The 19,789-nt window shown below is 41.1% G+C and carries 22 protein-coding genes and 1 pseudogene; 15 read left to right on the forward strand and 8 right to left on the reverse strand.

The annotated features are described in order from the left end of the window. Nucleotides 1-70: 70 nt before the first annotated feature. The 3 genes from CDW55_RS11135 to CDW55_RS11140 all read left to right on the forward strand — a co-directional run bounded on the left by CDW55_RS11135 (nucleotide 71) and on the right by CDW55_RS11140 (nucleotide 1,202). Nucleotides 71-445, forward strand: coding sequence for a transposase (locus CDW55_RS11135; protein WP_317043776.1), 375 nt, complete (start codon nucleotides 71-73; stop codon nucleotides 443-445). Nucleotides 446-505: 60 nt separating this feature from the next. Then, nucleotides 506-637, forward strand: a complete 132-nt coding sequence (locus CDW55_RS12640; protein WP_317043777.1) for a hypothetical protein — start codon at nucleotides 506-508, stop codon at nucleotides 635-637. Between the two features lie 103 nt (nucleotides 638-740). Further along, nucleotides 741-1,202: a hypothetical protein gene (locus CDW55_RS11140; RefSeq protein ID WP_088469840.1), complete on the forward strand. Its 462-nt coding sequence runs from the start codon at nucleotides 741-743 to the stop codon at nucleotides 1,200-1,202. A 289-nt stretch (nucleotides 1,203-1,491) separates the two neighbouring features. Here CDW55_RS11140 and CDW55_RS11145 read toward each other — a convergent pair whose 3' ends face one another. Beyond that, complete coding sequence (locus CDW55_RS11145) at nucleotides 1,492-2,901, reverse strand: alkaline phosphatase (protein ID WP_088469841.1); 1,410 nt, start codon at nucleotides 2,899-2,901, stop codon at nucleotides 1,492-1,494. Nucleotides 2,902-3,018: 117 nt separating this feature from the next. Here CDW55_RS11145 and pafA point away from each other — a divergent pair, with 117 nt between their 5' ends. After that, nucleotides 3,019-4,665, forward strand: coding sequence for an alkaline phosphatase PafA (gene pafA / locus CDW55_RS11150; RefSeq protein ID WP_088469842.1), 1,647 nt, complete (start codon nucleotides 3,019-3,021; stop codon nucleotides 4,663-4,665). A gap of 244 nt (nucleotides 4,666-4,909) precedes the next feature. Here the strand turns inward: pafA and CDW55_RS11155 are convergent, their stop codons facing one another. Both CDW55_RS11155 and CDW55_RS11160 read right to left on the reverse strand, forming a co-directional pair. After that, the gene (locus tag CDW55_RS11155) at nucleotides 4,910-5,488 is read right to left on the reverse strand and encodes a DUF4136 domain-containing protein (protein ID WP_410492778.1); all 579 of its coding nucleotides are present in this window, start codon (nucleotides 5,486-5,488) and stop codon (nucleotides 4,910-4,912) included. Nucleotides 5,489-5,498: 10 nt separating this feature from the next. After that, the gene (locus CDW55_RS11160) at nucleotides 5,499-5,681 is read right to left on the reverse strand and encodes a DUF5522 domain-containing protein (protein ID WP_088469843.1); all 183 of its coding nucleotides are present in this window, start codon (nucleotides 5,679-5,681) and stop codon (nucleotides 5,499-5,501) included. A 39-nt stretch (nucleotides 5,682-5,720) separates the two neighbouring features. On the opposite strand from CDW55_RS11160, the gene CDW55_RS11165 reads away from it, so the two are divergent. From CDW55_RS11165 to hemL, 4 genes are all read left to right on the forward strand, one after another. Continuing rightward, a complete protein-coding gene (locus CDW55_RS11165) occupies nucleotides 5,721-6,053 on the forward strand; it encodes a hypothetical protein (protein ID WP_088469844.1) in 333 nt (110 codons plus the stop codon). A 256-nt stretch (nucleotides 6,054-6,309) separates the two neighbouring features. Beyond that, the gene (locus CDW55_RS11175; protein ID WP_088469846.1) at nucleotides 6,310-7,224 is read left to right on the forward strand and encodes a 1-aminocyclopropane-1-carboxylate deaminase/D-cysteine desulfhydrase; all 915 of its coding nucleotides are present in this window, start codon (nucleotides 6,310-6,312) and stop codon (nucleotides 7,222-7,224) included. A gap of 14 nt (nucleotides 7,225-7,238) precedes the next feature. Beyond that, on the forward strand, nucleotides 7,239-8,288 hold the full coding sequence (locus CDW55_RS11180; protein ID WP_088469847.1) for a glucosaminidase domain-containing protein: 1,050 nt from the start codon (nucleotides 7,239-7,241) through the stop codon (nucleotides 8,286-8,288). 18 nt (nucleotides 8,289-8,306) lie between these two features. After that, a complete protein-coding gene (hemL, locus tag CDW55_RS11185) occupies nucleotides 8,307-9,590 on the forward strand; it encodes a glutamate-1-semialdehyde 2,1-aminomutase (protein ID WP_088469848.1) in 1,284 nt (427 codons plus the stop codon). A 332-nt stretch (nucleotides 9,591-9,922) separates the two neighbouring features. Here the strand turns inward: hemL and namA are convergent, their stop codons facing one another. The 3 genes and pseudogenes from namA to CDW55_RS12605 all read right to left on the reverse strand — a co-directional run. Further along, the gene (gene namA / locus CDW55_RS11195) at nucleotides 9,923-10,969 is read right to left on the reverse strand and encodes an NADPH dehydrogenase NamA (protein WP_088469850.1); all 1,047 of its coding nucleotides are present in this window, start codon (nucleotides 10,967-10,969) and stop codon (nucleotides 9,923-9,925) included. A 146-nt stretch (nucleotides 10,970-11,115) separates the two neighbouring features. Then, on the reverse strand, nucleotides 11,116-11,277 hold the full coding sequence (locus CDW55_RS12540; protein ID WP_228399646.1) for a hypothetical protein: 162 nt from the start codon (nucleotides 11,275-11,277) through the stop codon (nucleotides 11,116-11,118). A gap of 197 nt (nucleotides 11,278-11,474) precedes the next feature. Further along, nucleotides 11,475-11,558 (reverse strand): annotated as a pseudogene (locus tag CDW55_RS12605) (hypothetical protein); the annotation flags it as partial. A gap of 156 nt (nucleotides 11,559-11,714) precedes the next feature. On the opposite strand from CDW55_RS12605, the gene cdd reads away from it, so the two are divergent. Together cdd and CDW55_RS11210 are read left to right on the forward strand one after the other, a co-directional pair. After that, nucleotides 11,715-12,194 (forward strand): cytidine deaminase, encoded by a 480-nt coding sequence (gene cdd, locus CDW55_RS11205; protein WP_088469852.1) that lies wholly within the window; start codon nucleotides 11,715-11,717, stop codon nucleotides 12,192-12,194. A 30-nt stretch (nucleotides 12,195-12,224) separates the two neighbouring features. Beyond that, on the forward strand, nucleotides 12,225-13,112 hold the full coding sequence (locus tag CDW55_RS11210; RefSeq protein WP_088469873.1) for an exopolyphosphatase: 888 nt from the start codon (nucleotides 12,225-12,227) through the stop codon (nucleotides 13,110-13,112). Nucleotides 13,113-13,367: 255 nt separating this feature from the next. Here CDW55_RS11210 and CDW55_RS11215 read toward each other — a convergent pair whose 3' ends face one another. Then, nucleotides 13,368-13,862, reverse strand: coding sequence for a metallophosphoesterase family protein (locus CDW55_RS11215; protein WP_088469853.1), 495 nt, complete (start codon nucleotides 13,860-13,862; stop codon nucleotides 13,368-13,370). Between the two features lie 69 nt (nucleotides 13,863-13,931). On the opposite strand from CDW55_RS11215, the gene CDW55_RS11220 reads away from it, so the two are divergent. The 3 genes from CDW55_RS11220 to CDW55_RS11230 all read left to right on the forward strand — a co-directional run bounded on the left by CDW55_RS11220 (nucleotide 13,932) and on the right by CDW55_RS11230 (nucleotide 17,339). Further along, complete coding sequence (locus tag CDW55_RS11220) at nucleotides 13,932-14,684, forward strand: DUF3667 domain-containing protein (RefSeq protein WP_088469854.1); 753 nt, start codon at nucleotides 13,932-13,934, stop codon at nucleotides 14,682-14,684. Between the two features lie 41 nt (nucleotides 14,685-14,725). Next, nucleotides 14,726-15,478 (forward strand): tRNA pseudouridine(38-40) synthase TruA, encoded by a 753-nt coding sequence (gene truA, locus CDW55_RS11225; RefSeq protein WP_088469855.1) that lies wholly within the window; start codon nucleotides 14,726-14,728, stop codon nucleotides 15,476-15,478. 112 nt (nucleotides 15,479-15,590) lie between these two features. Then, nucleotides 15,591-17,339 carry an ABC transporter ATP-binding protein gene (locus CDW55_RS11230; protein ID WP_088469856.1) on the forward strand — a complete coding sequence of 583 codons (1,749 nt, stop codon included), beginning with the start codon at nucleotides 15,591-15,593 and terminating at the stop codon, nucleotides 17,337-17,339. 47 nt (nucleotides 17,340-17,386) lie between these two features. Here CDW55_RS11230 and CDW55_RS11235 read toward each other — a convergent pair whose 3' ends face one another. Next, nucleotides 17,387-18,673 (reverse strand): aldehyde dehydrogenase family protein, encoded by a 1,287-nt coding sequence (locus tag CDW55_RS11235; RefSeq protein WP_088469857.1) that lies wholly within the window; start codon nucleotides 18,671-18,673, stop codon nucleotides 17,387-17,389. A 221-nt stretch (nucleotides 18,674-18,894) separates the two neighbouring features. Between CDW55_RS11235 and gcvH the strand changes: the two genes are divergently transcribed. Then, nucleotides 18,895-19,272 carry a glycine cleavage system protein GcvH gene (gene gcvH / locus CDW55_RS11240; RefSeq protein ID WP_088469858.1) on the forward strand — a complete coding sequence of 126 codons (378 nt, stop codon included), beginning with the start codon at nucleotides 18,895-18,897 and terminating at the stop codon, nucleotides 19,270-19,272. 82 nt (nucleotides 19,273-19,354) lie between these two features. Continuing rightward, complete coding sequence (locus tag CDW55_RS12550) at nucleotides 19,355-19,624, forward strand: VanZ family protein (protein WP_228399645.1); 270 nt, start codon at nucleotides 19,355-19,357, stop codon at nucleotides 19,622-19,624. The last annotated feature ends 165 nt before the right edge of the window (nucleotides 19,625-19,789 follow it).

A 19,789-nucleotide genomic window follows, 5' to 3' on the forward strand; every position in this document is an offset into this window, starting at 1 on the left:
TGGCCATTGCAATAAAGCCATTTTTTTAGTTCATTAAATTATTTTTATCTTTATTAAAGAATGATTTAATATGAGCAGAAATTACAAATTTCTAAACCCTGAAGGTTTATATTTTATCAGTTTTGCTGCGGTGGGATGGCTTGATGTGTTTACACGGAATGAGTATAAAGATTTATTTTTGGATAGTCTAAGATTTTGTCAAAAAGAAAAAGGGTTGGAAATCCATGCCTGGTGTATCATGTCCAGCCATGTTCACTTGGTTTTCAGGAGTATAAAAGGACAAAAGCCAGAATTGCTGATTGGTGATTTGAAAAGGTTTACCAGTAGAGCTATTGTTAAAGCCATTGGAGAAAATCCGAGAGAAAGCAGGAAAGAGTTTCTATTGGATTTCTTTCGAAAAGAAGCAGCAAAAAGTTCAAACGTAACCCATTATCAGTTTTGGTGACATGATAATAAACCGATCGAACTGTGGAGCAACAAGGTAATTAAACAAAAAATAGATTACGTGCACCAAAACCCTGTGGAAGCTGGTTTGGTTTATAAAGCAGAAGAATATATTTACAGCAGTGCAAGAGATTATGCTGATGAAAAAGGACTTTTAGATGATATTGAAGTATTTAGAACGTTTGATTTTTAATGTGACCACACGAAAGGATTGACTTCGTCGAATTTCATTTCGTGCGGCAGCGAGGAGGCTCAGTCTGAAATAATGTCACAAACAGTATCAAATCAATTACAAGATGCCGCAAAAAAATAAAACCATCATTGAACTGTTTAATGAAAACAAGGAAAAAATTGCAACGTATTTAATAATATTGTTTGTCTTAATTGTTATAATAAGAGGCTATTATATTAAAAATTTCATTCATCCAAAGCTAGATAAAAATACAATCTATTCAGGGGCAATTTTAAAAGATTTTAGTTATTTTAAGGGAGGAAGAAGTATAAATTATACATTTATTTGGAAAGGAAATATATACAAAGGTAATACTACAGACGGTCTTTATAATACCACAAAATCAGATATTGGTAAAAAATTTGTTGTAAAGATAAATTCTAAAGAACCTGATTATTCTAAGATACTCACAAATTATAGATTATCAGATTCATTAATATTACCAGAGGAGGGGTGGCAAAAAATAGAAGATGTTCCATACATTCTAAATGCCAACGAAAAAGAAAGTATGTGGCCAAGAGAGTGATCCCCGCTCTATAAAGGTTGTAACTTCGTAGCAGATAAATAAAGCAAAACGCTAAATGTAAAATGTTAGCGTTTTTATGTATGTAGCAAAGGTTTTATAAAAGGTTTTCGTTTTTCAGGATTTCTGTGATGTGTAATCTTTACCAAAAACCGGAACGAAAATATGTAGAGTGTTTTTTAATTCAGGAAAAATTAAATCGAACTAAAAAAACTCAACCGTACTTTAACAGTCATAAACAAACAAAACGCCCCGGATTCCGGAGCGTTTTGTTTTTCTATGTATGTAACCCTTAAAATTTATTTTCAACTTCTGCGGCTTTCAGAAGGAAGGTGTGCATATCGGTGTTTTTCATAAAAGACTTCATCTTTTCGCTTCCCGGCCCAAACATGGCAAGCTCGGTATAGTCGGCCGAATGGTCCATGCTGATCCAGCCCACGGAAGTATGCTCCTGCTGGATTTGCGACAGCAGTTTGAAAGGCAGATGTCGAGGGTTGTACACGCCGTCTTCCATTTTTGCTTTGGCGTAATAAGATTGGATTTCTTTTGCCTGGTCTTCCGTAATCGAAATTCCGGCATTCGCCTGTGCAATTCTGTTTTTAATGGTGCTGATGCTGTCGGTGGCATTAATTCCCTGAAGAATCCATTCGTTGGTTTGTGAAAACTGCTGGATTCTGTCGAAATTGCTGTTCACGTTTTTGCCGTAGATAAGTCCCGGGTTGGCGTTTCCGTGATCGGAAGTGAGAACCACCAGGGTGTTGCCGTCCTTCTTGGCAAAGTCCATCGCTGTTTTCACGGCGTCGTCAAAAGCCAGCTGGTCATAAAGAAGTGCAGAAATATCGTTTCCATGCGCAGCCCAGTCCACTTTTCCGGCTTCCACCTGCATCACGAACCCGTTTTTGTGGTCTTTCATCTGGCTGATCGCTCTGGAGGTCATTTCCGCTAAAGTCGGAATATTGTTTTTCATAAAACTGCTGCTGTTCCGGTCGGCAGTATAGGGTAGGCCGTCTTCATCAAAGGTTGCAATAAGCGGTTTGTTTTGCGGTGCGGCATTCATTTCAGTTTTATTCCGCGCTACCGAATACCCTTTGTTCCTGAAAACAGCGTACATGTCCTTTTTGTCTTTCCGCTGTGCCGCATCAAAGTATTTGTGTCCGCCGCCCATGATCACATCAAACCCCAGTTCCGAATATATGGCGGCGATTTCTTCCTGGGAATTACGGCTTTTGGTATATACCGAAAACCCTGCCGGTGTCGCGTGGGTAACGGGAACAGTGGTCACTAACCCCACTTTTTTTCCTGCTTTTTTAAATTTCTGCAGAATAGGCAGGTGTTCTTCCCCGTTCGCACCGATATTCAGGCTGCCGTTGTTTACCCGGTGGCCGCCTCCCCATGAGGAACTGGCTGCAGCCGAATCGGTAACGATAGAGCTGGCAGAAGCCATATCCATCACTCCTCTCTGTACAAGATTTTCTTCATAAAGAGAAATCCAGTGCGAAGGTCTTCCCAGTTTACGTCGGCTGTATAAATCGGCCATGTGCAGCGTGCCAGAGCTCATCCCGTCGCTCACCATAAAGATAATATTCTTTGCCTTTTTGCCCCCAAATTCTTCCTTGAAGATATTGGCTTTGGCTGAAAAAGGTGTCAAAAGCAGTCCGCCTAACGCAAGCGAGCCGCCTTTCAATAATTCCCGTCTTTTCATTAATCCTATTTTTTTCAAATTTAAACAAAGAAGTATTAACAAAGCATGAATTTTTAAAAATTTGGGTTAACCCTTTGTAATTTCCTTTAAATTTGCAGTGATAAAAACTTTGATAAAATGTCCGGAAAAATTAAAATTCTGTTTTTCGTGTTCCTGTCTGTTTTCAGCATGAAGGCACAGAGAAATCAATCATCCACCACACCCAAACCCAAACTGGTGGTAGGAATTGTGGTAGACCAGATGCGGTGGGATTTCCTCTACCGCTACGAAAGCAAATATGGAAGCGGCGGCTTCAGGCGGCTCCTACACCAGGGGTATAGCCTCAGTAATGTGATGATCGATTATGTTCCTACGGTAACCGCACTGGGTCACACTTCTATTTACACAGGCTCGGTTCCCTCTATCCATGGGATTGCCGGTAACGACTGGACAGACCGCGAAACCGGCAAAAACGTATATTGCACGACCGATGCATCGGTAAAGGGAATCAGTGCCAGTTCAGAAAAAATCGGGGCGCACTCGCCGCACAATCTCTGGAGCACGACGATTACGGATCAGCTCGGAATGGCTACCAATTTCCGGTCGAAAGTGGTGGGAGTATCGCTCAAAGACCGGGCTTCCATTCTGCCAGCCGGACATAATCCTACCGGAGCTTTCTGGTTTGATGAAGGTACAGGGAATTTTGTAACCAGTTCCTATTATATGAACGAGTTGCCGCAATGGCTGAAGAACTTCAATGCGCAGAATTGGGGAGAAAAACTGGTAGCCAACGGCTGGACTACTTCACTGCCCATCGCCCAATACACCGAAAGTACGGCTGACGATGTTCCGTGGGAACAGCTTTTGGGAAGTGCAAAAAACCCGACCTTTCCTTACAATAACCTGGCAGCAGATTATGCTGCAAAGAAAGGAATCATCAGAACTACACCGTTCGGAAATTCATTGACGCTAAAAGTTGCTGAGGCTGCACTCGACGGTTACCAGATGGGCCGTAATACAGAAACGGATTTTCTTGCTATTAATATTGCCTCTACCGATTATGTCGGACATTCTTTCGGCCCGAATTCTATTGAAGTTCAGGACACCTATTTAAAACTTGATAAAGACCTGGAACAGTTTTTTAATATGCTCGATAAAAAAGTGGGCAAAGACAATTACCTCGTGTTCCTTTCTGCAGATCACGGCGCGGCCAATGCTTTAGGATATATGCAGGCGAACAAAATGCTTACCGGACTTTTTGATGAAGGACTTCAGAAAAATCTTGAAGAAGAACTTAAAGTTAAATTCAGTCAGGAAAAACTGATCTGGGCAATCGATAATTACCAGGTTTATCTGAATCACAAACTCATCCGTGAGAACAATCTGGATGCTGATGCAATTAAGCAACAACTGCTGTCTTATCTGAATAAAGATTCCCGTGTGCTGTATGCTGTAGATTTGGCTAAGGTTGGCTCTTCAGCTATCCCCGAACCCATTAAATCAAGAATCATCAATGGATACAACTGGCAGCGAAGCGGTGACATCCAGATTATTTCGCACGATGGAATGTTGCCAAACTATGCCAAGAAAGGAACCACTCACAGTGTATGGAATTCTTACGACGCTCATATTCCGCTGATTTTTATGGGGAAAGGAATTAAAAAAGGAGCGAGCGCCAAAGCTTATCACATGACGGATATTGCACCAACTTTGGCTCAGATTTTAAAAATCGAAAACCCAAGCGGAAATATCGGTAATCCTATTACTGAGGTTTTGGGAGAATAGATTTTAAGACTAAGGAATAAAAATTATGAAAAGTGAAAAGTTTCGCGCGCCGCAGGCGCGCGAAACTTTTTTTATTATACAATCTGCTGTCTGAATATTAATTGTCGATTCGTCAGTTCAATCCCTTAAATCTGCGGGAAAAATTTTTCAGTTTAAACCCACGGTAACCGTTTCCACTTACTCAATGACTTTCGTTCATAAAAAAACTGCCCTAAAGCAGTTTTCTGTGTATAAAGAATTTGTGTTATTTCCCTTTCTGTGGCGGATAGTTCGCCATAATTTCTGCAACGATTTCCGGAATCTGTTTCTGTTTTGCCTTCGGTGAATCTACGGAAATTCCGCTGCCGATTCCCTGCCAAACCAGTTTCTGGGTTCTGGCATCAATCAGATCCAGGATCAGTGCGCCCTGATTGTAATTGGATGTCCAGGTTCTGTTCATGCCTACACCCCAACCGAAAGGTCCGCCCCAGCCATACATGCCGTACGGTCTTGAACTCTGTACATCCTGAATTTTCTTGTGATTGGCTTTTACATTTACAATTAAATCGGGATTATCACTTACGCTCAGGCCTTTGGTCTGTAACTGTCGGGAGACTTCGTTCAGTACGCGGTCTTTATCGATATCGTTCAGTTTCAGGTCGTCAATTCTTAATTTATACGTTTTATACTCGTTAAAGTTTGCAGTTTCTGCATAATCAGATCTCACGTTGAAAGGACTGCAGGAGGTAAGTCCCAACGTGGCCGAAGCCAAAAGAAGAAAAATATATTTTTTGCTCATTCTTTTAAGATTTATTTTTTGGTTTTCGCTAATCGTTGATTTCATCGCAAATTATTTATTTATTTTTTTTAATCGGTTTTATAAAACGGTCGGTCTTTTTATCATAACCGTACGGGCAGTGTTTACAGCCACTTTTGCAGCAATAGCCGCGCTTGAGGTGGTATTTCTCTGTAAAAACCTTATAACCCTGTTCATTATAATAAAAGTCTTCATGTTCTTTGATGGTGTTTTCGCTCATGGGTTAAATCAATAGGGCAGAAAATTTTATCTTTGTCAGATGATAATGGTCTGCCGGTCACTCCTCAAAAATACGAAAATTTCTGCGATCACACTTTTTCCTGTGATTCTGTTGCGCAGGCACGAAGACCGCTACGATAAAACGCTCATCAATCACGAAAAAATACATCTGCGACAGCAGCTGGAGTTGCTCATCATCTTCTTTTATCTGTGGTACGTCATCGAATATTATTTCTGGTACTTCCGGCTGAAAGACAGTTTCCTGGCTTATAAGTACATTTCTTTCGAGCGCGAAGCCTTTGCCATGGAAGATGATCATGATTATCTGAAAACCCGCAAACTCTGGAGTTTCTGGAAATATATAGGAGGTTAATTTCTTTTGGGCGCCTTTTCCGGCTTTCACTACTCGCTTCCCTGCTCCTGCGTCACCGGGAGAGCTCAGACAGGCCGTTCAATCCGGGGCGCGGCATGGTAATAATACAAAATACAGTTTAAAAAATATCTTATCTTTCATATCCCACATCCAACTTCCCACATCAAGCGCCCAGATATTCATCATCAGCGAAATCCGCGAGATAAAACAGAACACAAAAGATTCCCGTTCCAAAATCTTTCCCGAAATTTGCAGCATGACCATTCCTGAAATTTCAATCCCCATCACCGAAATTCCTCTGGAGAAAAATATAAAACTCTTCATCAAAAGAGAAGACCTTATTCACGCCGAAATTTCCGGCAATAAATTCTGGAAACTTTTTTACAACATCCACCGTTATCAGCAGCAGGAGCCAAAAAAACCTTTCATCATTACCTTTGGCGGCGCATTTTCTAACCATATTGCTGCGGTTTCAGCACTGGGAAAGGACCAGGGCATCAAAACGTTGGGCATCATTCGCGGCGATGAACTGCAGGACCGGTGGCAGGATAATCCGACTTTAGCATTCGCGCACAGCAACGGGATGGCGTTCCGTTTTGTTACCCGCGCGGAATACAGAAATAGGGAATCTTTAACCGAGAATCTTCATAAAGAATTTCCTGACGCTTCCATTATTCCCGAGGGCGGAACCAACATCCTCGCCGTGAAAGGCATACAGCACATGCTGAATGAAGGAACAAAAAGTTTTGATTATCTTTGCACCGCAGTGGGTACTGGCGGAACCGTTGCCGGGATCTCGAAATTTGCTGAAGAACACCAGCAGGTTTTAGGGTTCAAAGCAGTAAACGATCCAACGCTGGAGGATGAGGTTTTTAAGTTATCAGAAAGAAAAAATTTTAAACTTATTGAAGCGCACGATGGGAGTTACGGCAAAATAACTGATGAAAATGTCCGTTTTATCAATAATTTTTTAGAATATTACGGAATTCAGTTGGAGCCACTATACACCGGAAAGATGATGAGAAATATTTTCAGACTGATAGAAGATGGTTTCTTTCCGGAAAACACCAGAATTCTGGCTTTTCATACCGGCGGACTTCAGGGCATTCCCGGAGCAAACCGGATGCTGGAAGAACAGAACAGGCCTTTAATCAAACTGATGAAAAGTTGACCAAACAACAGTTTATGAAGAGAATATTTTTTGCTTTTGCATTGATCATTGTATCAAAATTCCATGCACAGACCTGGAAAAATGATGAGCAGTACATTCAGAAATTTGCGGCGTATGCTGTTGAGGAAATGGAAAAATACAAGATTCCTGCCTCTATTACTTTAGCTCAGGGACTCCTGGAAACCGGTGGCGGACAGAGCCGCCTCGCACAGATCGGTAAAAACCACTTCGGCATCAAATGTAAGGAAGACTGGACGGGGAAAACGATGAAACACACCGACGATGCACCTAATGAATGCTTCCGGGTGTACGACGATCCTAAAGAATCCTACGAAGACCATTCAAAATTCCTAGCTTACCGAAAATATTACGTAAATCTCTTCAAACTCGATATGAAGGATTACAAAGCCTGGGCACATGGACTGAAAAAAGCCGGATATGCCACCAATCCGCGCTACGCTTACATCTTAATCGACAAGATTGAAAAAAACAGACTTTACGAATTCGACAATACCAATTCAAAAGAAGTTCTGTACACGGTTCTGAAACTGTATCCGGGACTGCGTGATGATAAAATCTTCATGGCGCAGCTCGATCAGAGTAAAGCTTCCTCCAAACCAGTGACTGTAAAAGTTCCGTACGAACAGACTTCTTATGCAAAACAGCAGGAGAAGGTAGAAAAAATTAAAACAAGGGCAGAAGTCCTCACCTCAATTCTGGTAAAGAACCATCCGAACGGCGGCAAGAAATTCGTGATTATTCCTGAAGATGCCGATTTAAGCCTTGTGTCAAAGAAATTCGGGATCCCTGAAAGTAAACTTATGAAATGGAACGAATTAGACGGTACCCAGCTGCGCAAAAACGATGTTCTTTTCTTGGAATCCAAATCTTCCAGCGGAAATGTGGCCAGCTACAAAGCAAAGGTAGGCGAATCTATGCATGATGTTTCACAGAAATTCGGCATTAAACTCAGCAAACTCTACTCAAAAAACAGAATGGCGTACGGCGAACAGCCAAAAGCCGGACAACTCATCTACCTTCAGGAGAAAAAACCCAGAAGCTAATTAACACCAAACAAAAAAATGTTATACCAAAGAAGTTCAGCTTTATTCGATGAAGCGTACAAGCATATTCCCGGCGGCGTGAATTCGCCCGTGCGTGCGTTCAAATCTGTAGGCGGCGTTCCCATTTTTATGAAATCGGCGAAAGGCGCGTACATGACCGACGCTGATGACAATGTTTATATCGACTACATCAATTCTTGGGGGCCGGCCATCCTCGGGCACACGCATCCGGAAGTGCTGGAAGCCATCAAGAAGCAGGCAGAAAAAGGTTTTTCCTACGGAACTCCTTCCGAACTGGAAACCGAGATCGCTAAATTAATTGTAGAAAATGTTCCAAATATCGACCAGATCAGAATGGTTTCTTCGGGTACAGAAGCCTGTATGAGTGCTATCAGACTGGCGAGAGGTTTTACAGGGAGAGATAAATTCATCAAATTTGAAGGCTGTTATCACGGACATTCCGATTCTTTTTTAATTAAAGCAGGAAGCGGCGCTGCAACTTTCGGAAACCCGAATTCTCCGGGTGTCACAGCGGGAACTGCAAAGGATACTTTGCTCGCCAGATATAATGATATTGAACAGGTTAAAGATCTGTTCCGACACAATCAGGGTGAAATTGCCGCCATCATTGTGGAACCGGTTGCCGGAAACATGGGCTGCGTATTGCCTGAAAATAATTTCCTGCAGAATTTAAGAAAACTCTGTGACGAAAACGGCGCTTTGCTGATTTTCGATGAAGTGATGACCGGCTTCCGTTTAGGTTTTGGCGGTGCTCAGGAAGTATATAACGTGAAAGCCGACCTGGTGACTTACGGAAAAGTAATCGGCGGTGGACTGCCAGTGGGTGCCTTTGCCGGACGAAACGAAATTATGAATCACCTTGCTCCGAAAGGCGCGGTATATCAGGCCGGAACTTTGAGCGGGAATCCACTCGCGATGCGTGCCGGACTTACCACGCTTGAACTCATCAGAAAAGATGGAAATTTCTATAAGAACATCAATAAAACCACAGAAACCCTGGATTTCGAGATTGGCAAAATCCTGAATTCTAAAAATATTGAGCACCGGATTAACCGGAAAGGCTCCATGATGAGCATCTTTTTCCATATCAATGCGGTTTCTAATTTTGAGGAAGCGGCGAATGCCAATCATTCGCTCTTTAACAATTTCTTCCATCAGCTTTTAGCCAACGGAATTTATCTGCCGCCAAGCGGATACGAAACCTGGTTTATTTCCGACGCCATTAAGGAAAAGGAAATCGACCGTACTTTGGAAGTCATCAGAAAATTTGAGTATTCTTAAATTAAAAAAGGAGTAATAAAAATATCAGTTTGCCGTTATCCGATAAAAATTAAGAAGCGATGAAAAAGAAAATCCTAAACATATTAGGCATTTCATTGATTGTGACGACAGTCGGTGTTGTTATGGACGGAGATCCTACAGTACCAGGTGTACTATTAAGGCTTAGTGAGTTTTTTCTTATGTTCGGAATTGTATTCTTAATTCTGTCCGTTTTTTATTTCGGAAGTCTTTTTATTAAAAGCAGTTTTCGAAAATTAATCAAGTAAAACTGAAACATAAATAACCTAAAAAGCCAACTGCGAGAGTTGGCTTTTCTATTGTTTTTATTGGTGTTAAGGTCTCGCTCTTTCGTATTGTGGCGGGAAAAAGCAATTGTCTTTATTCTTAAACGAGCCCCGGACCGGCAGATAAGGATTTCTTAGAATTTCTCGCGCGACAAAAATTAAGTCTGCCTGTTCATTCTGAAGGATTTCCTCCGCCTGTTTTGCTGTTTTTATAAGGCCCACAGCGCCGGTTGCGATTCCTGCATCTTTCTTAACAGTTGCCGCTAAGGGAACCTGGTAGCCATCAAACAGGGAAATCTTTACGCCATGTATATTTCCACCACTGGAAACGTCGATTAAATCTACATTATTTTCCCTAAGGATTTTGGCTAATGCTACGCTGTCTTTAATGTCCCACCCATCGGTAGCATATTCAGTTCCTGAAATTCTTACGAATAGAGGATGGTCATCATCAAGAACTTCATTCACCGCTTCAACAATTTCGAGTAAAAATCGGATTCTGTTTTCGAAACTTCCGCCATATTCATCAGTTCTGGTATTCGATAAAGGGGAAAGAAACTGATGGATTAAATAGCCGTGTGCAGCATGAATCTCAATGAGATCAAAATCTGCATGGATGGCCCGGACTGCAGCTTCCTTAAAACGCTGTACTAAATCTTTAATTTCCTCCACCGTTAATTCATGGGGAATTCTTTCACTTTCTTCATAAGGAACAGGAGAGGGCGCAACCGTTTCCCAGCCTTCTTCCAGCGAAATCTGTTTTCCGTTCCATGTAGAGGCCTTTCTTCCGGCATGCGCAAGCTGGATTCCGATTTTGCTTTCTGAGTTTTCATGCACAATTTTCACAATTTTCGAAAGCGCCTCCGCCTGTTCCTCATTCCAGATGCCCATACACCGATTGGTAATGCGGCCTTCGGGCACCACACCGGTGGCTTCCACAATAATCAGACCTGTGCCACCCTGAGCGCGGCTGCCGTAATGCAAAAGATGAAAGTCGTTGGCAACACCGTTTTCGCATGAGTACATACACATCGGCGACATGACCCAACGGTTTTTAATTTCTAAATTCCTGAATCGTATTGGAGTATAAAGCATAAAATAATTTAAATTTTTAAAAGTTCAAAGTTAAGGAATCAGCTTCAGTCTGCGTCTCACGAACTTCATTGATTTGCAATCATCGACATAGACAAATTAAAAGAGGCTTCTGCAAAGAAACCTCTCTTCATTATCTAATGATGTTCTTATGCAGGCAGTGGATTCATCTCCCTGTCCCAGAAACGGTGCAGCATAATAGCCCCGGTAAATTCGTCCAGATCACCGTTGGTAATGACGCCGTCTTCCGCATCTTTAAGGTGAGGGATTGCTTTCTTAAAAAGCTCTGCACCATTTTCGTCGGCACCAATGGGTTTGCAGTGTTTATAAGCTGCAGCAACGCCTGAGTAATCGGCAGCTTCACTTTTAAAGAATGGTGATCATCCGGATTTCCGTCTGCAGGAATACTGCCTGTAATGGGCTGTGGTAATTTTTTTGGAACCAAACCGAGATGATCAGCGACTTTTTTAGCTAGGTCTTCATCAACTTCAAGCAGCATATCTACCATTCTTTGGCGGATCGGCACCAGCTGAACTTTCCCGAGCTCAAAAGAAAAGGCATTCTCGATATGACGTTTTTCGTGATCGGTCATGCTGTTATAGAACAAAAGAAACCTTTGCCTCGTTAAAATTTCCCTAAAAATAAGCCTTGCTGCGCAGTACCTGTAAATCCATGCACCCCAATAAATGAGCGGCTTTGAATATTTAATTCAAAAATAAAAGTTATCTTTACTCCCCAATTTTTTTAAATGGAAAAAGAATTTAAAATCAGTTTCGAAGCCATCAGCAATTATGAAAGTCTTGATGCGACGGAAAAAAAACTCTTTGATGCAGCGAAGAAAATCCGCGAAAATGCCTACGCCGAATATTCTCATTTTCACGTTGGTTGTGCGATTTTACTGGAGAATGGCGAGATTATCACGGGAAGCAACCAGGAAAACGCAGCCTATCCGTCGGGACTCTGCGCAGAACGGACCACCATTTTCTGGGCTGCTGCCAATTTTCCGAATGTGAAAATGAAGAAGCTTTTTGTGATCGGTGCGCCGAAAGAAGCAGTTTCATCTACGCCGATTCCTCCCTGTGGCGCGTGCAGACAGTCGATTTTGGAGTATGAAGCAAAGCAGAAAGAAGGTATTGAAATTTATTTTGCCTCGCTGGACGGCGAAATTTTCAAAACCAAATCGATCCGTGATCTGTTGCCGTTTTCTTTTGATGCCTCCTTCCTTTAAAGAATTAATGATGTTCTAAATGAATTAATGATGAGAATTGCAGCCATCGATATCGGGAGTAATGCGGCCCGCCTTTTAATCAACGAAGTAACCGAGCCCAAAAAAGGCAAGCCGGAATTCATGAAGCTTAATCTGCTCCGGATTCCGCTGCGTTTGGGTATTGATGTTTTTACACAAGGCAAAATAGGTGCGGAACGTGAAGGAATGGTCATCAGTTCGATGAAAGTGTTCAGCGATCTGATGAAGATTTATAAGGTGGAACATTACCGTGCCTGTGCTACAAGTGCTATGCGGGATGCTAAAAACGGAGCAGAAATCATTGATGCGGTGAAGAAAACTTCGGGAATTGATATTGAAATTATTTCCGGTGACGAAGAAGCTACCTTAATCTACGAAAATCATGTTGCCGAAGGCTTAGACAAAGGTTCTGCATATCTTTATATCGATGTCGGTGGTGGTTCTACGGAACTTACATTCTACGAAAACGGCGAGATGAAATATGAACATTCCTTCAATATCGGAACGATCCGGTTGCTCAATAATCTGGTGAATGACGAACACTGGAAAGAAATGAAAGAAGAAATCCGCAAAAACATCAACAGTAAAAAACCGGTGGTGGCTATTGGTTCGGGAGGAAATATCAACAAAATATTTTCGATGAGCAAGACCAAAGACGGAAAACCGATGTCGGCAGCCTATCTTAAAAAATGCTACAAAGAAATGAAGGGCCTCACCGTTGCAGAAAGAATGAGCCGATATGCAATTCGTGAAGACCGCGCAGATGTGGTGGTTCCGGCTCTGGAGATTTTCAATAACGTGATGACGTGGAGTGATATCGACAAAATATTTGTGCCGAAAATTTCAGTAGCTGATGGTTTGATACACCGGATTTACGATGGCCTGAAAAGTAAATCGTAAAATTTTTGCTGTGTCAGAATCATTGTAGCCGAAATCGATTTCGTCTTTATCATCATCCAAAAAATCAAGTTCTTCATCACGCTGCATGTAATCCTGAGGAATTCCCGGCTGATTAAATAATCCCCACTCGTCTACGATAAAATGTTTCGGATTAAAACCGGCGACCCATTCGCGGAATAAAATCCTGCATAAGAATTTATCCTCTAAGTTAAGAATTTTAAAGATTTTTAAACGGTGAAATGTATTTCAAAGAAATTATTTTTTACCGAGTTCTATGATTTCCAGGTTTTCAATCTTGTCTTTATGGATTTCGAAGCGCATCATTGTCCGCATTTGGTGCCAACCAACTTTTCCCATCGCGCCGGGATTGAGATGCAGCAGATGGTTTTTCTGATCGAACATGGCTTTCAGAATATGGGAATGTCCTGATATAAAGAGTTTGGGAGTCTGTTTTTCGATTTCTTTTTTTGCAAGGGGAGTGTATTTCCCGGGATAGCCGCCGATGTGAATCATCAGCACTTCCACTTCTTCACAGGTAAATCTTAAAACTTCCGGGAAAATCTTACGGATTTCCGTTCCGTCTATATTGCCGTACACGCCGCGCAGGGGTTTTATCTTTTCGAGCGCTTCAATTACTTGCAGGTTTCCGAAATCGCCGCAATGCCAAATTTCGTCGGCATTTTTGGCATATTCAAGAATTCTTTCGTCCATATAAGAATGCGTGTCGGAAAGGAGAAGGATTTTTTTCATATAAACAAAGTTGATTAAATTATATTAAAATCTAAAGTTTATTCTGCGATTATTTTTACATTTGATGGTATGAGAAAGAAGGAATGTAAAAACTGCGAACAAATTTTTGAGGGAAATTTCTGCCCGAATTGTGGTCAAAATTCCCACGAACACCGCATTAATGCGCATTATTTTCTGCATGATATTCCTCATTCTGTATTTCATGTGGATGCAGGTTTTTTCTTTACCCTGAAGACGTTGTTTAAAAAACCGGGAGTTTTGGTTGAAAATTTTTTGGAGGGAAAACGAATCCGATATTTCAGTCCGATTGGTTTTGTGATGGTGATGACGGCTTTAAGCACATTTTTGGTGAAATTTTTCGATTGGTGTAAAGTGCAATTTTTGCAACATTTTCATCCGGAATCGGTTATTCATCAAAGTCATAATTTTTTCGAGCATTATTTCAGTTTGTTTATTTTCCTGATGATTCCATTTGCTACAGTGGTCACGAATTTATTTTTTATCCGGAGAAAATATAATTTTTGGGAGCACTTTCTTGTCAATACTTATCTCGCCGCACAATTGAACATCATGTGGATTGTGATGCATTTTGTTGGATTTATCGCAGCTTTGGTCACAGGAAAAGATGTTGAATTTGCATCGGAGTTTTTTCTGACGGTATTTTTGATGTTTTTCCTTTATCTGTACGGAGCGACATTTGGTTTTCTGATGAGGGGTTTTTATAAAAAAGGAATTTTGATTCTTCTCATTGGTTTGATGAATTTTGTTCTATCCATCGTTTATTCCTACGGTTTTAATATTACAGGAATAATTAGGAACTGACGGTTTTAAAAACTTATTTTTGCAGATAAATATTTAAAGATTTGCGCTATTTCATAGAATTTTCATACCACGGCAAAAATTATTTCGGTTACCAGATACAGCCTAACGAAATTACGGTTCAGGAAGAACTGGAAAGAGCTTTATCAACCATTCTTCGCGAGGAAATAAAAACCACAGGAGCGGGGAGAACCGACACCGGCGTTCACGCAAAAAAAATCTTCGCCCATTTCAATACTGTACAGAATCTGGACGAAAATCTTCCGTATAAACTGAACAGTTTTCTTCCCAATGATATTGCAGTTAGAAGAATCTTTCGCGTAAAGGATGATTTTCATGCCCGTTTTGATGCCACGTTCCGCACGTATGAGTATAACATTGCTTTGGAGAAAAATCCGTTTACCCAGGATGCATCCTGGCAAATGTGGAAACGCACTCTGGACCTTGAGAGAATGAATGGAGCCTGTAAAATCCTTTTTGAATATGAAGATTTTACAAGTTTCGCAAAACTTCATGCCGACAATAAAACCAATAACTGCAAAATCTACAAGGCATTTTGGGAGCAGAACGGTGCCGAACTGAAGTTCACCATTTCTGCCGACCGTTTTTTAAGGAATATGGTTCGCGCAATTGTAGGAACTATGGTGGAAATTGGCAACGGAAAAATTCAGCCCACCGACTTACGTAAAATCATTGAAGATAAAAACCGTAATGCTGCCGGAACTTCCGCTCCTCCACAAGGTTTATTTCTGGTGGATGTAGGTTATAACTGGGAACAATCGGAAATTGAAGAATAATCACGTGATATGAAATAATTTTTTTTTCATTAGCGCGATTTACAGCATCATTCAGAAACTACCGGAGCAGCTGGCAAATTTTACCTATTTTTGCAACGATTTTAAGACAGAAATGAAGAAACAGTCAACCTGGGATATAATTAAAAGGCTTTTTAAGATTGGAATGAAATTCCGGTCGTGGTTTATCGTCACGCTGATTATTTCCATCGTTTTATCGGTAATTTCAACCTACCGCCCTTACCTTACGATGCAGATTGTAGATAACGACATCATTAAACTTCAGGACGAAGGACTCATGATGAAGCATATCTATATCCTGGTGGCGTTGGTTTTCGGTGAAACCATCCTAAATTTTTTTCTGGTTTATTTTTCAAACTTTATCTCTCAGAATGTCATCCGCGATATCCGTGAAAGACTGTATCATAAACTTATTTATTTCCGTACCTCTTTTTTCGACAAAACCGCAATCGGCCAGCTGGTGACAAGAGCTGTGGGCGATGTCGAAACGATTTCAACAGTGTACACCGATGGTTTCCTGATGGTTTTCGGAGATATTCTGCGGATTGTTTTCGTGCTGATTATGATGTTTCAGGTAGATGTGCATTTGAGCTACATTTCTCTGGCCATTCTTCCTTTAATGGTGGTTATCACGAGATTTTTCCAGAAAAAACTGAGAAAAGCTTTCGGCGATGAAAGAACCTGGACAGCCAACCAGAACTCATTTGTTCAGGAGCGACTGCAGGGAATGTCACTCATTCAGGTATTCAACCGCCAGGAAGCCGAATTCAAAAAATTCGATCAGATCAATATTACGTTGAAGGCAGCATTGCTCAGAACGGTATTTATTTTCTCACTCTTTTTTCCGGTTGTCGAACTTATTTCTTCCTTATTTATAGGATTCATTCTCTTCTACGGCGGATATATCACGATTTCTGCGGGTGTTGTTATTGCATTTATCCAGTACATCTCGATGCTGATCCGTCCGTTAAGGCAGATTGCAGACCGGTTCAACAATATTCAGAGAGGAATTGTAGGTGCAGAAAGGGTGTTGGGTGTGATGGATGAAGATTTTGCACTTCCGAATGAGGGAACGGTGATGAAAGATCATTTCGACGGGAAAATAGAATTTAAAGACGTATATTTTTCCTACGATGAAAATCAGGAAGTTTTAAAAGGCATCAGTTTTAAAGTGAATCCGGGCGAAACTGTTGCAATTGTGGGAGCAACAGGTGCCGGAAAATCTACGATTATAAGCCTGATCACGAGACTTTACGACATTAATTCGGGTAAAATTCTGCTTGATGATGTAGCGCTGAAAGATTACGAACTTTATAATTTAAGAAGCCATATCGGGGTGGTACTTCAGGATGTTTTCCTTTTTCACGGAACGATTTTCGAAAACCTGACCTTCGGTGACGAAAGCATCACTTTAGAAAAAATTAAAGCCGTGGCAAAAGATATTGAAGTGGATGAGTTTATCGAAAGCCTGCCCGGTGGTTACGATTACGTGGTGCGCGAAAGAGGTTCTTCAATTTCTTTGGGACAGCGGCAGCTGCTGTCATTCCTGCGCGCTTACCTTTCGGATCCTAAAATTCTGATTTTAGATGAAGCCACTTCTTCCATCGATCACCAAAGCGAAAAACTCATTCAGCGTGCGACAGAAAAAATCACCAAAAACCGGACTTCTATTATTATCGCGCACCGGCTTTCCACAATTGAAAAAGCAGATAAAATTATCGTCATGGAAAAGGGAAGAATTGTAGAAGAAGGCAAGCACCTCGAATTGCTCGATAAAAACGGATATTATTCTACACTGTACAGAGCTCAGCTGAAACGCGATGTAGCTGAAAGTGAATCTTAATAAAGAACGCCGGAAATTTTCCGGCGTTTGTTTTTCTTCTGTAAATTTTAATTTCCTACAACGGTTTTCGCTATTACAAATTCCTTTAAAGCAATCATCGAAAGTTCGGTGCCATAGCCCGAAGATTTTGCACCGCCAAAGGGCAGTCGGGGATCAGAGCTTGTTTCCTTATTAATGGTTACAGTTCCCGATTCCAGATTTTCAATGAAGAACAACTGTCTCTTTTCATCCTTTGTCCATACCGAATTGGCAAGCCCGAACGGAATATTATTCGCCAGCTCCAGCGCTTCCTGGTCATTTTGGGCAATCATCACCATTCCCAATGGACCAAAAAGTTCTTCTTCAAGAATTGGATTGCCTTTTTCTACCCTGATGAGACCCGGTTCGAATACCTTGTCGGAAACTCTTTTGAGCGGCAGAATAATTTCAGCGCCGTTTTTGAGGGCTTTTTCGTATTGCTTTTCCAGCTCATCTGCCAGATCGGGCCTTGCCATTCCGCTGAGGTTGGTTTCTTTTTTCAATGGATCGTCAGGTACAAATTTTTGGTATTCATTAATGAACAGAGGCAAAAATTCTTCTTCTGCACTTTTTTGAATAATGAAACGCTTCGCAGCATTGCAGGCTTGTCCACAATTCTGAAGTCTTGCCTTGGCGCCGCTTTTCGCCGCTTCATTAAAATCTGAATCATCCAAAACGATGAATGCATCGCTTCCGCCCAGTTCGAGAAGCGATTTTTTGATGTTTTTCCCGGCGGTGGAAGCGATCTCAGCGCCTGCTTTTTCACTACCGGTTAAACTTACGCCTTTAATAATAGGGTTTTCTAAAACAGACTTCACTTCAGCATGCCCGATTTCCAGATTCTGGAACACTCCTTCGGGGAAACCTGCATCGGAAAATAGTTTTTCAATCATTCTGCCGCTTCCGAAACAGATCGATGCGTGCTTCAGTACCACGGTATTTCCTGCAAGAATTGCTGGTACCGCAAATCTCAGAACCTGCCAGAACGGGAAATTCCAGGGCATTACACCTAATATAACGCCCAGAGGTGCATAATGTATTTCTGAAACTCTATATTCGGTCTTTATTTTTTCCGGTTTCAGGATATTTTCCGCATTTCCGTAATACCTGGCCATCAGCGCGCATTTTTCAATTTCGGCGATGGACTGGGAAAGGGGTTTGTTCATCTCCAGGGTAATATTCTTGCCGAATTTTTCTGCATTTTTCTCGAGAAGGTCTGCGAGTTTAAATAAATATTGCTGTTTTTCAGAAAAGGGTACTTGTCGCCATTTTTTGAAAGATTTCTGAGCAGTTTCTAATTTTTCGGATAAAATCATGACTAAAATTTAGTTGTTTGAAACAGGAACGTATACCAAACCGGCGGTTCGCTGTTGTGCTTTAAAGGAACAAAGATAGGAAAAGAAGTAAAGATGCTTTTCGGGCAAACACATTTACCTGACAGACCAGTGCTGAAACCACAGCAACGGTCTAATAAATTCTTTGAAACATTTGAGATTATGATATTTTTGAGTAATTTTGAAAAATAAAATTTAAAAAAATGAACACACCTTCAGAATTAAAGTACACAAAGGACCACGAATGGGTTAGAATTGATGGAGACATTGCAACAATTGGAATTACAGATTTCGCTCAGGGAGAATTGGGTGATATTGTTTTTGTAGATGTAGATTCTGTAGATGATGAACTTTCTGCGGGAGATGTTTTCGGTAGTGTAGAAGCGGTGAAGACGGTTTCTGATCTTTTCTTGCCTGTGAGCGGGAAAGTAACCGAATTCAATTCCGATCTGGAAGACCAGCCGGAACTTCTTAATACCGATCCTTATGGTAAAGGGTGGATTATTAAAGTGGAAATTGGGGAAGGTGCAGATTTGTCGGAACTTATTACGGCCGAACAATACCAAGAATCTCTTGGATAGAATTTCGAAAATATTCAGTAAGATTTTGCCCATTTATTGGGCATTTCTTACTTTTATGCTTCTCCGTCCGGGCGTCGAAAATATGGAATACTCCTTTATGTTCGATGGAATTGATAAGGTGTTGCATTTAGCCATCTTTGGGATGTTGGGATTTTGTTTCGTGGCAGCATTTCCAAAAGTCAGGTTTTTGTATTTCTTCCAGATTATGTTAAGTTATTCCATACTTACAGAGATCCTCCAGGATGAGATGGGTTGGGGCAGATCTATGGAGGCTTTGGATTTAGTGGCAGACACCATTGGAGTGATTTTAGGATATTTTTTATTCAAAAAAGTGAAGAGTATAAATTTTTAGAACATCGATTAAGATAGAATTCCCGCGATTGGTGGGAATTTTTGTTTTAATCATACTTTAATATATTGGATAGGTCAACGGTATTAATTACGTATGTTTCCATGAAGGAAACCTTCTTCAAAATTTTTCCCTCAGTTATTCAGCGAGTTGTGTTTTTAGTATTAA

This window comes from Chryseobacterium sp. VAUSW3, from assembly GCF_002205795.1.
GTDB lineage: Bacteria > Bacteroidota > Bacteroidia > Flavobacteriales > Weeksellaceae > Kaistella > Kaistella yananensis.

Coding starts and splice junctions, on each gene's coding strand:
- namA (WP_088469850.1), bottom strand. CDS start 10,969: ATGCTTTATACTCCAATACGATTCAGGAATTTAGAAATTAAAAACCGT.
- CDW55_RS12550 (WP_228399645.1), top strand. CDS start 19,355: ATGGAATACTCCTTTATGTTCGATGGAATTGATAAGGTGTTGCATTTA.
- CDW55_RS11235 (WP_088469857.1), bottom strand. CDS start 18,673: ATGATTTTATCCGAAAAATTAGAAACTGCTCAGAAATCTTTCAAAAAA.
- CDW55_RS11210 (WP_088469873.1), top strand. CDS start 12,225: ATGAGAATTGCAGCCATCGATATCGGGAGTAATGCGGCCCGCCTTTTA.
- CDW55_RS11230 (WP_088469856.1), top strand. CDS start 15,591: ATGAAGAAACAGTCAACCTGGGATATAATTAAAAGGCTTTTTAAGATT.
- CDW55_RS11155 (WP_410492778.1), bottom strand. CDS start 5,488: ATGAAATCAACGATTAGCGAAAACCAAAAAATAAATCTTAAAAGAATG.
- CDW55_RS11145 (WP_088469841.1), bottom strand. CDS start 2,901: ATGAAAAGACGGGAATTATTGAAAGGCGGCTCGCTTGCGTTAGGCGGA.
- CDW55_RS11165 (WP_088469844.1), top strand. CDS start 5,721: ATGATAATGGTCTGCCGGTCACTCCTCAAAAATACGAAAATTTCTGCG.
- CDW55_RS11180 (WP_088469847.1), top strand. CDS start 7,239: ATGAAGAGAATATTTTTTGCTTTTGCATTGATCATTGTATCAAAATTC.
- CDW55_RS11140 (WP_088469840.1), top strand. CDS start 741: ATGCCGCAAAAAAATAAAACCATCATTGAACTGTTTAATGAAAACAAG.
- CDW55_RS11160 (WP_088469843.1), bottom strand. CDS start 5,681: ATGAGCGAAAACACCATCAAAGAACATGAAGACTTTTATTATAATGAA.
- hemL (WP_088469848.1), top strand. CDS start 8,307: ATGTTATACCAAAGAAGTTCAGCTTTATTCGATGAAGCGTACAAGCAT.
- pafA (WP_088469842.1), top strand. CDS start 3,019: ATGTCCGGAAAAATTAAAATTCTGTTTTTCGTGTTCCTGTCTGTTTTC.
- CDW55_RS11135 (WP_317043776.1), top strand. CDS start 71: ATGAGCAGAAATTACAAATTTCTAAACCCTGAAGGTTTATATTTTATC.
- CDW55_RS11215 (WP_088469853.1), bottom strand. CDS start 13,862: ATGAAAAAAATCCTTCTCCTTTCCGACACGCATTCTTATATGGACGAA.
- cdd (WP_088469852.1), top strand. CDS start 11,715: ATGGAAAAAGAATTTAAAATCAGTTTCGAAGCCATCAGCAATTATGAA.
- gcvH (WP_088469858.1), top strand. CDS start 18,895: ATGAACACACCTTCAGAATTAAAGTACACAAAGGACCACGAATGGGTT.
- CDW55_RS11175 (WP_088469846.1), top strand. CDS start 6,310: ATGACCATTCCTGAAATTTCAATCCCCATCACCGAAATTCCTCTGGAG.
- CDW55_RS11220 (WP_088469854.1), top strand. CDS start 13,932: ATGAGAAAGAAGGAATGTAAAAACTGCGAACAAATTTTTGAGGGAAAT.